Genomic DNA, 11,242 nt, shown 5'->3' with positions numbered 1-11,242 from the left:
GTTGAGGGGGCTTTGGCGGGCGGGATTTCTGGGGGCTGCGGCTCTGGTGCAGCAACCGGCTCAGGGATGACCGGAGCGGCCGGGATTTTCTCGGGCGCTAGCTGTTCAGCAGGCGCTTCCGGCGCCGGTTCCGGCGGCTGCAACTCCTCGACCGGAGCAGGCTCCGGCTGGATTTCAGGCTCTGGCTCCGGCTCCTCAACAGGCGTATCCGGCTCCTCGATCGGTGCGGGTTCCGGCTGGATCTCTGGCTCGGGCGCAATGGTCGGCGCGGGCTCCGCCTCTTCGACAGGCGCCGGCTGCGGCGCGGGCGGTGCTTCCGCCTCGACCGTAGGCGAAGCTTCTGCCTCGGGCAGAGGCTCTTCGCGTTTCAGAAATTCCGGAACGGCTTGTTCGGCCGCCGGTTTCAAAGCCTCCAGCGCATCCCATTTGATCGGCGGCAGCGGTGCTGACTCGTCGATCCGCTCCTCGACCACTTCCTTCTTGCCGAACGAAAATATCTTCTTGAAAAAACCAGCCATGTTTTGCGTCTCAGGCGGCGCGGGCGGCGAGCGGCGCCGCGATCAGGCGCGCGCCGTCATGGCCGGCGATATCAGCGTCGACGATTTCGCCCGGCGCGCCGGCGGACACCGTTGCAAGCGTGAAGCCTTCGGTGCGGCCGAGCCCGTCGCGCTCGACCAGGATCGACTGGCGCGTTCCGGCGAGCGAGGAAAGGTGGCTGACATAGGCGGCGTCACCGGCGGCGCGCAGCCGTGCAGCACGCTGCTTGACCAGCTCGCGGCCAAGCTGCGGCATGCGCGCCGCGGGGGTGCCTTCGCGCGGTGAAAATGGAAAAACGTGGAGATGCGTCAGGCCGCATTCCTCGACGATCTCCAGCGATTTTTCGAACATGGCGTCCGTCTCGGTCGGGAAGCCTGCGATGATGTCGGCGCCGAAGACGATGCCGGGACGCAATTTGCGCAAATCCTCGCAAAAACGGATCGATTGATCCCGGTTGTGTCGGCGCTTCATGCGCTTCAGGATCATGTCGTCGCCCGCCTGCAGCGACAGATGCAGATGCGGCATTAGCCGCGGTTCGGTGGCGATGGCGTCGAGCAGATCGTCGTCAGCCTCGATCGAATCTATGGAGGAGAGGCGCAGGCGTTTCACGTCAGGCACTTGCTTCAGGATTGTCTTGACCAATTTGCCGAGTTTCGGGCTGCCCGGCAGGTCGGCGCCAAAGCTGGTCATGTCGACGCCGGTCAGCACGATCTCGGCATAACCATTGCCGCTCAGCCGCTTGACCTGCTCGACCACGGCACCCATCGGCACAGAGCGCGAATTGCCGCGGCCATAGGGAATGATGCAGAAGGTACAGCGGTGGTCACAGCCGTTCTGCACTTGGACGAAGGCCCGCGCCCGGCCTTCGATGGCGTCGACCATGTGGCCGGCCGTTTCGCGTACCGAAAAAATATCGTTGACGCGGGCCTTTTCGGTGTCGTTGACGCCAAAATCCGGCAGCGCGCGATAGGAATGCGCCTTCAGCTTCTCTTCATTGCCGAGGACGAGATCGACCTCGTCCATGGCGACGAAATTCTGCGGCTCGGTCTGCGCGGCGCAGCCAGTGACGATGATGCGGGCGGCCGGGTTCTCGCGGCGGGCCTTGCGGATCGACTGCTTTGCCTGGCGTACGGCCTCGCCGGTGACGGCGCAGGTGTTGAAGATGATGGCGCCGCCTTCCAGCGCGCCAAGGCCGGCACTTTCCGCCTCGCGCCGCATCACCTCGGATTCGTAGGTGTTCAGCCGGCAACCGAAGGTGACGACGTCAATTCCCCTGGAGAGAACGGGTCCCTTGGAGAGAACGGGATCCCCGGAAAGAACGGGACCCTTGGGAAGAGCGGGCATCAGGCGGCGCTTTCGGTGTCGCGGGCCCACACGCCGGTCGACGGATCGAAGCTGCCGGAAAACTCCCATTCGGCGGCACCGGTGAGGACGACGTGGTCGTCTCCGCGCCATTCGACATGCAAGGAGCCGCCGCCGGGCGTCACCAAGGAGACGCTGCGTCCGGTCCGCTTGGTGCGAGCGGCAGCGACCACGGCAGCGCAAGCGGCCGAGCCGCAGGCCTTGGTCAGGCCGGCGCCGCGTTCCCAGGTGCGGATGACCATCGTTTCGGGCGAGGTCACCCGTGCAATGGTGATGTTGGCGCGTTCGGGAAAGATCGGGTGACTTTCAATCAGCGGACCGAAACGGTCGAGTTCATAAGACCAGACGTCGCGGTCGACCCAGAAGATGGCGTGCGGATTGCCCATCGAGACGACCGAGGGCGAGTGCAGCACAGGCGCGTCGATCGGGCCGATCTGCAGCTCGATCATGCGGGTGTCACGGAATTCCTCGGCCAGCGGAATATCCTGCCAGTCAAAACGCGGCCTGCCCATGTCGACAGAGATCAGCCCGTCGGCATGTTCTTCGGCGTTGAGGATACCGGCGACGGTCTCGAAGGCGAATGTCTTCTGGCCGGTCTCGGCGGCAAGTGCCTGCACCACGCAGCGCATGCCGTTGCCGCAGGCTTGCGCCCCGGTTCCGTCCGAATTCAAGATGTCGATGAAATAAGCGGTGCCCGGCGTCCTGGCGTCGTGGATCGCCATGATCTGGTCGAATTTCGTCGCGGCACCGGCGTTAAGCGCAAGGGCGGCAGCCGCAGTCACCCGATCAGCGCGACCGCGCATGTCGGCAACGATGATCTCGTTGCCGATGCCGTTCATCTTGGCGAAGGGGGCAGTGCTTGCCATAGGGATCGAAGGTCTCATGCCGGTTTGGCGCCTATATGGCGGATACCGGCCGAAATTACCAGTGTGCGGACGCGCCAGAGCCGACGTGCGTCCGCTTGGACGCACATTGTAATCCGCACATCGTGCTTTTCTGATGCGCTACGTCACCGCGAAGACGCCAAGCACGACCAGCAGGAAGATGATCAGCACGATGCCGATGAGGATGCGGGCACCGGTGGCGGCGGCTCCGGCCAATGCCGGCATGCCGAGCAGGCTTGCCGCGGCCGCGATGATCAGAAGAATGATGATCCATTTGATCATGAGAAAACCTCGCAGCCGACGGTTGTGGAACTGCCTACAAACGCGTCTTCGATGGTTTGGGTTCCCTGCACCGCGAAGCTGGGTCGCCTTGCCTAGGCCGTCGGCACGTCCCAGACCTCGCCGGGACGCAAGGCGCGAAAGCGTTCGCGTGGGACGCCCTGGTCATCCAGGGCCTCGGCAAGCTTTCTGGCCGGCTCGTCGATAGGCTCGTTGGTGAGCCGGAACGTGCCCCAGTGGCAGCCGGCAGCATAGGCGGCGTTGCACAAAAGCATGCCTTGCACCGCCTCCTCCGGGTTCTGGTGGTGTGGCGCCATGAACCAGCGCGGCTCGTAGGCGCCGATCGGCAGGATGGCGAGGCGAAAGCCGCCGTGCCTTTCGGCCATCAGACGGTAGTTGATGCCATCGTGGAAACCGGTGTCGCCTGCGAAATAGACCTTTCCGCCCGGCGTCTCGACCACAAAACCCGCCCACAGCGCCATGCGCCGGTCGCGAGTGCCGCGCGCCGACCAGTGATGCACCGGCTCGACATGGACGGCGAGATCCTTGCCGATGTCGACCCGCTCGCCCCAATCGTGCACGGAGAGCCGCATGCCGGGAACGCCATCGTCGATGATGGCATCGTTGCCGAGCGGCGTCAGCACCAGCGGATCATGTTTTGTCTTCAGCCGCTTCAGCGTGGCGAGGTCGAGATGGTCGTAGTGGTTGTGGCTGACCAATACGAGGTCGATCGGCGGCAGGCTGGAAAAGGCGATGCCCGGCAGATTGACCCGTTTCGGCCCGGCAAAGGAGAGCGGCGAAACGCGCCGCGACCAGACCGGGTCGGTGAGGATGTTCAAGCCGGCTGTCTGGATCAGCAGCGAGGAATGGCCGATCATGGTCAGCCTTAGCCCGGAGCCGTCGATCCGCTCGGCCGGTGTTGCCTGATGAAACGGGCTTGGATTCGCCGTCGGCCATTTCGAGCGTTCGCCGCTCAGCTGCCACTTCAAGAGATCGGAAAAACGGGCAGGCAGCTTGCCGTTGGGATTGAAGAACAAGGTTCCATCGAAATGATCGCTGGGTGGGCCGCTGTAGTAGCGATTGGCAGCTCTTTTTCTCGCAGCCAAGGTTTCGCCTCCGGCAGGATTCGGTTTCATCAGAGATAGGACCGAAGCCCGTTGGCGCAAGGATTGGCGGCCGAATGCCGAGGGGCATGCCTGCCAGGCAAAACCGCTGCGAGGCCTCGGATCGGGCCCCAAGGACAGGCTTTTAGGCGGCATGCATTTTGTGGTAAAGATGCAACAGACGCTGCCACAAATGGTATTTTAACCATATCGGGTTGAAATTCTGCCACCTTCTCCATCTTGGTGAAGGAGATATTGTGCGGACGGCAGCTCCAGCCGGGTCCGACGGAGGTTTGAAATGGATTTTTCGAAAACCGGTCTGCTGGCCGTATCGCTTGCCGCGCTCGTTGCGAGCGGCTGTTCAACGTCACGGTTCTCGCCGATGGACCAGGAGCAGCCGGCGCCGCTGCAAGCCGCGCCCTCCGGCAAGGTGACGGCAAATCAGCTGCCGCCGCCGGCTTCGCCGGGCACGGCCGACCCGTCGAAATTTCCGACGGCGCCGCAGGGCACGCAAAATCCCCAGGTCGCCTCGCTGCCGCCGGACGGGACGGCTCCGGCCGGAGCCCCGGATCTTACCGCAGGCAGCGTCGCCGGCGTGTGGAAGGCAAGCGTGTCCGGCCAGAGCTGCCAGGTGGCGACGCCACAGACCAAGTTCGGCGCCGGCTACCGGGCCGGGCCGCTGCATTGCCCGGCGCCGATCGACGGCATCAAATCGTGGAACGTCGCCGGCAAGCAGCTGACTCTGTACGACGAGAATGGCGGCACGCTGGCACGGCTCTATTCCTCGGGCGGAGAGAAATTCGACGGCCAGACTTCCAACGGCCTGCCGATCTCGCTTACAAGAGGCTGACCCGGCCTTTCCTTGGAATTGCTCTCTTTTGTTTTTACGCAATTCCTAGAGAAAACCGCTACGCACTTTTCTTGGAATTGCTCTAGAGCAGGATGAATTCAAATTGAGTCGGTCATCCTGCTCTAAGTCTTTTTTTGCGTATGACCTCGTCCGAAAAGTCTGCAACTTTTCGGGATCATACTCCAGAACGACGTGACCGATGCATCTGCGTGACGGCCTTCAGACCCATGCGACCGTCCGGCAGCGCTACGACCATATGGTTATGTCAGGCCTGATCGAGCGCGACCCGGCGCAGGAGGGGATCGTCGCAGCACTCGACCGGCTGATTGACGAGATCTCGGCAAAGCGGCTGGCGCACAAATCGAGCGCACTGGGCTGGCTGTTCGCCCGCAAGCGCGAGACGCGCGAGGCCGTCAAGGGCCTGTACATCCATGGCGGCGTCGGCCGCGGCAAGACCATGCTGATGGATATGTTCTTCGAGCTGGTGCCGGTCAGGCGCAAGCGCCGTGTGCATTTCAACGACTTCATGGCCGATGTGCAGGATCGCATCCAGAATCATCGGCTGGAGCGCAAGAATGGCACCGTCAGGGAAGACGACCCGATCGCGCCGGTGGCCCGCGCGCTGGCCGAAGAAGCCTGGGTGCTGTGCTTCGACGAGTTTTCAGTCACCGACATCGCCGATGCGATGATCCTGTCCCGGCTGTTCTCGGCGCTGTTTGCCAATGGCGTCGTGCTGGTCGCCACATCCAATGTCGCGCTGGAGGATCTCTACCGCGACGGGCTGAACCGCCAGCTTTTCCTGCCCTTCATCGGCATACTGGAACGGCACGCCCATGTGCTGGCGCTCGACGCCGACAAGGACTACCGGCTGGACAAGCTCAACCGTCTGCCGGTCTATGTCACCCCCGCCGATGCCGCCGCCGATGCTGTCCTCGACGAGGCCTGGGACGCGATGACGCATGGCAGGCCGACGGCCGAGGCGGTGCTGACGGTGAAGGGCCGGCAGATCGTGGTGCCGCGCGCCGCCGGCGAAGCGGCGCGATTTTCCTTTGCCGATCTCTGCGAAAAACCGCTTGGGGCCCGCGATTTCCTGGCAATTGCCGGCCGCTTCTCGACCATCTTCATCGATCATGTGCCGGTGCTTGGCGAAGGCAGCCGCAATGAGGCCAAGCGCTTCATCCTGCTGATCGATACGCTCTACGACCATCATGTGCGGCTGGTTGTCAGCGCGGCGGCGCCGCCGGCTGAACTTTATACGGCGAAGCGCGGCATCGAGGTCTTCGAATTCGAGCGCACGGCGTCGCGGCTGATCGAGTTGCAGAGCCGCGAATGGCTGGAAGACTGGGCGAAACGGCAGAGTGCGCAGCCGCCGTCGCCGGAAGCCCAACAGGCTCAGGCCTAGAGTCTTGTCGCGATACCCTGACGCTGGAAGGCCGGCGCAACACCGACTTCGTCGATATAGAGTTCGCTCACCTTGTCCGGATGGCGGTGGATGACGGCAGCGCACTGGCCGACGACAACGCCGTGGGCGAGCGCCACGATCATGAAATGACCTGGTGAGGCGAGGTGGGCGGCAAGGCGATCGGGCCTCACAGCTTCATCGAACACGTCCTCGGCGACCCGCATCACAAGGGCGTCATCGCCCGGAAGCAGCCTTCTTATTTCCATCTTCATTGTGTAGATTTCCCAAGTCGGCTTAATTATTTTGACGCTTACGTAATTCCCGTTGTTTCTAACCGATTGAAATTATTCACTCCGAAATAATCGTTTGAATTTATTCTGGCCCGGGGCTATGGGTGCGGCGAAATCCCGCGGCTTCTCGCAGCATTCGGCCTCCTTCCTCGACGCCGTCATCCAATTCGTTCAGGATTTGGGCGCCGTCACAGTCTAAAGGGAAAACATCCTGACATGGCACGCAACAAGATAGCGCTTATCGGCTCGGGCATGATCGGCGGCACCCTCGCCCACATGATCGGCCTCAAGGATCTCGGCGACGTTGTGCTGTTCGACATCGCCGAGGGCATCCCGCAAGGCAAGGGCCTGGATATCGCGCAGTCGTCGCCGGTCGATGGGTTCGACTCCAGGCTGACCGGCGTCAACGATTATGCCGGCATCGAGGGCGCCGACGTCTGTATCGTCACCGCCGGCGTGCCGCGCAAGCCGGGCATGAGCCGCGACGACCTTCTGGGCATCAACCTGAAGGTCATGGAGCAGGTTGGCGCGGGTCTCAAGAAATACGCGCCGAAAGCCTTCGTCATCTGCATCACCAACCCGCTCGACGCCATGGTCTGGGCGCTGCAGAAGTTTTCCGGACTGCCGAAGAGCCATGTCGTCGGCATGGCCGGCGTGCTGGACAGTTCGCGCTTCCGCTATTTCCTGGCCGAGGAATTCAAGGTGTCGGTCGAGGATGTCACCGCCTTCGTGCTCGGCGGCCATGGCGATTCCATGGTGCCGATGATCCGCTATTCGACGGTATCAGGCATTCCGCTGCCCGACCTCATCAAGATGGGCTGGACCTCGAAGGAAAAACTCGACCAAATCGTGCAGCGTACCCGCGACGGCGGCGCCGAGATCGTCGGCCTGCTGAAGACCGGTTCGGCCTTCTACGCACCGGCCGCCTCGGCGATCTCGATGGCCGAAGCCTATCTCAAGGACAAGAAGCGCGTGCTGCCCTGTGCCGCGCATCTCTCCGGCCAGTATGGTGTCAAGAACACCTATGTCGGCGTGCCGGTGGTGATCGGCGCCGGCGGCGTCGAGCGCATCATCGAGATCGAGCTCAGCAAGCCCGAGCAGAAGATGTTCGACAGTTCGGTGGCGGCGGTGCAGGGCCTGTGCGAGGCCTGCGTCAAGATCGCTCCGCATCTCGCAGCCAAGTGACCCACCGCCAAGTGACCCGCCAGTAAATTGATCTGGAGACAACGCGCATGAACATCCATGAATATCAGGGCAAGGCGCTGCTGAAGGGCTTTGGCGCACCGGTGGCCGAAGGCGTGCCGGTGTTCGAGGCAAGCGAGGCGGAAGCCGCCGCCAAGGCGCTGCCCGGCCCGCTTTATGTGGTGAAGAGCCAGATCCATGCCGGCGGCCGCGGCAAGGGCAAGTTCAAGGAGCTTGGGGCCGACGCCAAGGGTGGCGTTCGGTTGGCGAAGTCGGTGGCCGACGTCGTCGCCAACGCCAAGGAGATGCTCGGCCACACGCTGGTCACCAAGCAGACCGGCCCGGCGGGCAAGCAGGTCAACCGCCTCTACATCGAGGACGGCGCCGACATCGACCGCGAGCTCTATCTGTCGCTGCTGGTCGACCGCTCGGTCGGCCGCATCGCCTTCGTCGTTTCGACCGAAGGCGGCATGGACATCGAGGCGGTCGCCCATGACACGCCGGAAAAGATCATCACCGTCGCCATCGACCCGGAAAAGGGCGTGACGGCGGATGATTTGAAAGAACTCAACGGTGCGCTGAGGCTCGACGGCGACGCCGCCAAGGACGGCGAGACGCTGTTCCCGATCCTCTACAAGGCCTTTGTCGAAAAGGACATGAGCTTGCTCGAGGTCAACCCGCTGATCGTCATGAAGAACGGCCGGCTGCGCGTGCTCGACGCCAAGGTGTCGTTCGACAACAACGCGCTGTTCCGCCATCCCGACGTGATGGAGCTGCGCGACATCACCGAAGAGGACGAAAAGGAGATCGAGGCGTCGAAATACGACCTCGCCTATGTCGCGCTCGACGGCAATATCGGCTGCATGGTCAATGGCGCCGGCCTCGCCATGGCGACGATGGACATAATCAAGCTCTATGGCGCCGAACCCGCCAACTTCCTCGATGTCGGCGGCGGCGCGTCGAAGGAGAAGGTGACGGCGGCATTCAAGATCATCACCAAGGATCCGGCGGTCAAGGGCATCCTGATCAACATCTTCGGCGGCATCATGAAATGCGATATCATCGCCGAAGGCGTCATCGCGGCGGTCAAGGAAGTCGGCCTGAAAGTGCCGCTGGTGGTCCGCCTGGAAGGTACCAATGCCGAGCTCGGTAAGAAGATCATCAACGACAGTGGCTTGAATGTGGTGTCGGCCGACGATCTTGATGACGCGGCCAAGAAGATCGTGGCGGCGGTGAAGGGATGATCTGGTGCCTCCGCACAAGATAAATCTGGTCGAGGCGGCGGATCAGAAGATCAAAAAGGTCTTCGATCCGCATATCGTCGGCGACGTCAACGACGCCCAGGTCAAGATCGCCAAGTTCGGCGATGTCTGCGAATGGCACGCGCATGACAACGAGGACGAAGCGTTCCTCGTGCTGCGCGGCCGCATCGCCATCGATTTCCGCGACGGCACGGTGGAGCTTGGCAGCGGCGAGTTCATCGTCGTGCCGCGGTCCGTCGAGCACCGGCCACGCTCGCTGAGCGAGGAGCCGGTGGTGCTGATGTTCGAGCCGGCGACGACGCTCAACACCGGCAACGCAAGAAGCGACCTTACCGTCGCCGACCTGAAGCGGCTCTGATCATGAACCCAGCGCCTTCCTTCTCGCTTTCGCCCGACCACCAGCGCCTGCAGGCGCTGATCGGTGCGTGGCGCGACGAGGAAGAGGTGTCGGCCGACGACTTGCGACTGCCACACAGTTACACATACACTGTGTGGCATTTGCAGGAGAACGGAGAAATGAAAAATATTACTCTGGCGGTTGAAGACGAGGTTCTGGAGCAGGTCAAACTGGTGGCCGCCGAGCAGCGAACGACCGTCAATGCCATGGTGCGCGAGTTTTTCGCGACAGTGGCGACGAAGCGGCGTGCCAAGGATGAGGCACGGCAAGCACTGCTGAAGCTTGCCCGCGAGGCTGCAGGCGACATGGGCGGCAAGAAGTGGAACCGGGAAGCTCTCTATGACCGCTGAGTGCTTCCTCGACACGAACGTCCTTGTCTATGCCGCCATCGGACACAAGTCCGAGCGCGCCAAGTACGAGCGCGCCGTGGAGTTGATCGCCAAGGAAGACTATTCGACTTCCGCACAGGTGCTGCAGGAGTTCTATGTGAACGTGACCAAACGTGCGGATGTCACGCTGGGACCGGCGAAGGCGGCCGAATGGGTCGCCGCGATCTCCATGAAACCCTGCCAGGATTTGGACAGCGCGGTCGTCATGCGGGGCATCGAGAACTCGCAGCGCTACCAGATTTCGTATTGGGATGGCGCAATCATCGCCGCCGCCGAGCGCCTTGGCGTCAAGACACTTTACACCGAAGACCTCAACCACGGGCAGGCTTACGGCTCCGTGGTCGCCATCAATCCCTTCCGCACTCACTGACCAGGTCGCAAAAATGTCCATTCTCGTCGACAAGAACACCAAGGTCCTCGTGCAGGGCCTGACCGGCAAGACCGGCACGTTCCATACGGAGCAGGCGCTGGCCTATCACGGGACCAAGATGGTCGGCGGTATCCACCCCAAGAAGGGCGGCGAGACGTGGACCGGCGCCAAGGGCGAGACGCTGCCGATCTTTTCCACCGTTGCCGAAGGCAAGGCAACGACCGGCGCCAATGCATCCGTCGTCTATGTGCCGCCGGCTGGCGCCGCCGAGGCGATCCTGGAAGCGATCGAAGCCGAGATCCCGCTGATCATCTGCATCACCGAGGGCATCCCGGTGATCGACATGATCAGGGTCAAGGCGCGGCTCGACCGCTCGACATCGCGGCTGATCGGCCCCAACTGCCCAGGCGTCCTGACCCCCAATGAATGCAAGATCGGCATCATGCCCGGCAACATCTTCCGCAAGGGCTCGGTCGGCGTTGTTTCCCGCTCGGGAACGCTTACCTATGAGGCAGTGTTCCAGACCACCAATGTCGGCCTCGGCCAGACCACCGCCGTCGGCATCGGCGGCGATCCCGTCAAAGGCACCGAGTTTATCGACGTGCTGGAGATGTTCCTCGCCGACGACGAGACCCAGTCGATCATCATGATCGGCGAGATCGGCGGCTCGGCCGAGGAAGACGCCGCGCAGTTTCTCAAGGACGAAGCCAAGCGTGGCCGCAAGAAGCCGATGGCCGGTTTCATCGCCGGGCGCACGGCGCCGGCTGGCCGCACCATGGGTCATGCGGGCGCTGTCATCTCCGGCGGCAAGGGCGGCGCCGAGGACAAGATCGCGGCGATGGAATCGGCCGGGATCAAGGTTTCGCCGTCGCCGGCAAGGCTCGGCACGACGTTGGTCGAGGCCATCAAAGGTTAGTGAGTAGCGAGTAGTGAAT

13 protein-coding genes and 1 pseudogene are annotated in these 11,242 nt (G+C 62.8%); 8 read left to right on the top strand and 6 right to left on the bottom strand.

Annotated elements, in window-relative coordinates; genetic code table 11:
* The 5 genes and pseudogenes from AC0L26_RS12010 to AC0L26_RS11990 all read right to left on the bottom strand — a co-directional run.
* Positions 1-518 (bottom strand): annotated as a pseudogene (locus AC0L26_RS12010) (signal recognition particle-docking protein FtsY); the annotation flags it as partial.
* Positions 519-528: 10 nt separating this feature from the next.
* Entirely contained in the window at positions 529-1,884 is a 1,356-nt protein-coding gene (gene mtaB, locus AC0L26_RS12005) for a tRNA (N(6)-L-threonylcarbamoyladenosine(37)-C(2))-methylthiotransferase MtaB (RefSeq protein ID WP_473632722.1), read from the bottom strand.
* Positions 1,881-2,765, bottom strand: coding sequence for a diaminopimelate epimerase (gene dapF, locus AC0L26_RS12000; protein WP_473632694.1), 885 nt, complete (start codon positions 2,763-2,765; stop codon positions 1,881-1,883). The genes mtaB and dapF overlap by 4 nt, the downstream gene beginning before the upstream one ends.
* 138 nt (positions 2,766-2,903) lie before the next feature.
* On the bottom strand, positions 2,904-3,065 hold the full coding sequence (locus AC0L26_RS11995) for a DUF1328 domain-containing protein (protein WP_352936736.1): 162 nt from the start codon (positions 3,063-3,065) through the stop codon (positions 2,904-2,906).
* Positions 3,066-3,157: 92 nt separating this feature from the next.
* Positions 3,158-4,198, bottom strand: coding sequence for an MBL fold metallo-hydrolase (locus AC0L26_RS11990; RefSeq protein WP_473632693.1), 1,041 nt, complete (start codon positions 4,196-4,198; stop codon positions 3,158-3,160).
* A 265-nt stretch (positions 4,199-4,463) separates the two neighbouring features.
* Between AC0L26_RS11990 and AC0L26_RS11985 the strand changes: the two genes are divergently transcribed.
* Both AC0L26_RS11985 and zapE read left to right on the top strand, forming a co-directional pair.
* Positions 4,464-5,015, top strand: a complete 552-nt coding sequence (locus AC0L26_RS11985; RefSeq protein ID WP_473632692.1) for an AprI/Inh family metalloprotease inhibitor — start codon at positions 4,464-4,466, stop codon at positions 5,013-5,015.
* A 199-nt stretch (positions 5,016-5,214) separates the two neighbouring features.
* Positions 5,215-6,417 (top strand): cell division protein ZapE, encoded by a 1,203-nt coding sequence (gene zapE / locus AC0L26_RS11980; protein ID WP_473632691.1) that lies wholly within the window; start codon positions 5,215-5,217, stop codon positions 6,415-6,417.
* Here zapE and AC0L26_RS11975 read toward each other — a convergent pair.
* The gene (locus AC0L26_RS11975; RefSeq protein WP_473632690.1) at positions 6,414-6,689 is read right to left on the bottom strand and encodes a GNAT family N-acetyltransferase; all 276 of its coding nucleotides are present in this window, start codon (positions 6,687-6,689) and stop codon (positions 6,414-6,416) included. The two genes, zapE and AC0L26_RS11975, sit on opposite strands and share 4 nt — an antisense overlap.
* Before the next feature lie 234 nt (positions 6,690-6,923).
* Between AC0L26_RS11975 and mdh the strand changes: the two genes are divergently transcribed.
* Genes mdh through sucD form a run of 6 tightly spaced genes read left to right on the top strand, consistent with a single transcriptional unit; the run spans position 6,924 to position 11,223 of the window.
* Positions 6,924-7,892 carry a malate dehydrogenase gene (gene mdh, locus AC0L26_RS11970; RefSeq protein WP_473632689.1) on the top strand — a complete coding sequence of 323 codons (969 nt, stop codon included), beginning with the start codon at positions 6,924-6,926 and terminating at the stop codon, positions 7,890-7,892.
* A gap of 47 nt (positions 7,893-7,939) precedes the next feature.
* Complete coding sequence (gene sucC / locus AC0L26_RS11965) at positions 7,940-9,133, top strand: ADP-forming succinate--CoA ligase subunit beta (RefSeq protein WP_473632687.1); 1,194 nt, start codon at positions 7,940-7,942, stop codon at positions 9,131-9,133.
* Positions 9,134-9,137: 4 nt separating this feature from the next.
* Positions 9,138-9,509, top strand: a complete 372-nt coding sequence (locus AC0L26_RS11960; protein WP_473632686.1) for a cupin domain-containing protein — start codon at positions 9,138-9,140, stop codon at positions 9,507-9,509.
* A gap of 2 nt (positions 9,510-9,511) precedes the next feature.
* Entirely contained in the window at positions 9,512-9,898 is a 387-nt protein-coding gene (locus AC0L26_RS11955; protein ID WP_473632685.1) for a hypothetical protein, read from the top strand.
* On the top strand, positions 9,888-10,307 hold the full coding sequence (locus tag AC0L26_RS11950) for a PIN domain-containing protein (RefSeq protein ID WP_473632684.1): 420 nt from the start codon (positions 9,888-9,890) through the stop codon (positions 10,305-10,307). The genes AC0L26_RS11955 and AC0L26_RS11950 overlap by 11 nt, the downstream gene beginning before the upstream one ends.
* 13 nt (positions 10,308-10,320) lie before the next feature.
* Positions 10,321-11,223 carry a succinate--CoA ligase subunit alpha gene (sucD, locus tag AC0L26_RS11945; RefSeq protein ID WP_473632683.1) on the top strand — a complete coding sequence of 301 codons (903 nt, stop codon included), beginning with the start codon at positions 10,321-10,323 and terminating at the stop codon, positions 11,221-11,223.
* The last annotated feature ends 19 nt before the right edge of the window (positions 11,224-11,242 follow it).

It is taken from the genome of Mesorhizobium sp. WSM4823, from assembly GCF_055811195.1.
Note: the sequence above shows the minus strand (reverse complement) of the source record. Positions and strands in the feature narration are given on the sequence as shown.

What these genes read in the sequence shown, in the direction of transcription:
- dapF (WP_473632694.1), bottom strand. Translation starts at nt 2,765, where the DNA reads ATGGCAAGCACTGCCCCCTTCGCCAAGATGAACGGCATCGGCAACGAG.
- AC0L26_RS11995 (WP_352936736.1), bottom strand. Translation starts at nt 3,065, where the DNA reads ATGATCAAATGGATCATCATTCTTCTGATCATCGCGGCCGCGGCAAGC.
- AC0L26_RS11990 (WP_473632693.1), bottom strand. Translation starts at nt 4,198, where the DNA reads ATGAAACCGAATCCTGCCGGAGGCGAAACCTTGGCTGCGAGAAAAAGA.
- AC0L26_RS11985 (WP_473632692.1), top strand. Translation starts at nt 4,464, where the DNA reads ATGGATTTTTCGAAAACCGGTCTGCTGGCCGTATCGCTTGCCGCGCTC.
- zapE (WP_473632691.1), top strand. Translation starts at nt 5,215, where the DNA reads ATGCATCTGCGTGACGGCCTTCAGACCCATGCGACCGTCCGGCAGCGC.
- AC0L26_RS11975 (WP_473632690.1), bottom strand. Translation starts at nt 6,689, where the DNA reads ATGAAGATGGAAATAAGAAGGCTGCTTCCGGGCGATGACGCCCTTGTG.
- mdh (WP_473632689.1), top strand. Translation starts at nt 6,924, where the DNA reads ATGGCACGCAACAAGATAGCGCTTATCGGCTCGGGCATGATCGGCGGC.
- sucC (WP_473632687.1), top strand. Translation starts at nt 7,940, where the DNA reads ATGAACATCCATGAATATCAGGGCAAGGCGCTGCTGAAGGGCTTTGGC.
- AC0L26_RS11955 (WP_473632685.1), top strand. Translation starts at nt 9,512, where the DNA reads ATGAACCCAGCGCCTTCCTTCTCGCTTTCGCCCGACCACCAGCGCCTG.
- AC0L26_RS11950 (WP_473632684.1), top strand. Translation starts at nt 9,888, where the DNA reads ATGACCGCTGAGTGCTTCCTCGACACGAACGTCCTTGTCTATGCCGCC.
- sucD (WP_473632683.1), top strand. Translation starts at nt 10,321, where the DNA reads ATGTCCATTCTCGTCGACAAGAACACCAAGGTCCTCGTGCAGGGCCTG.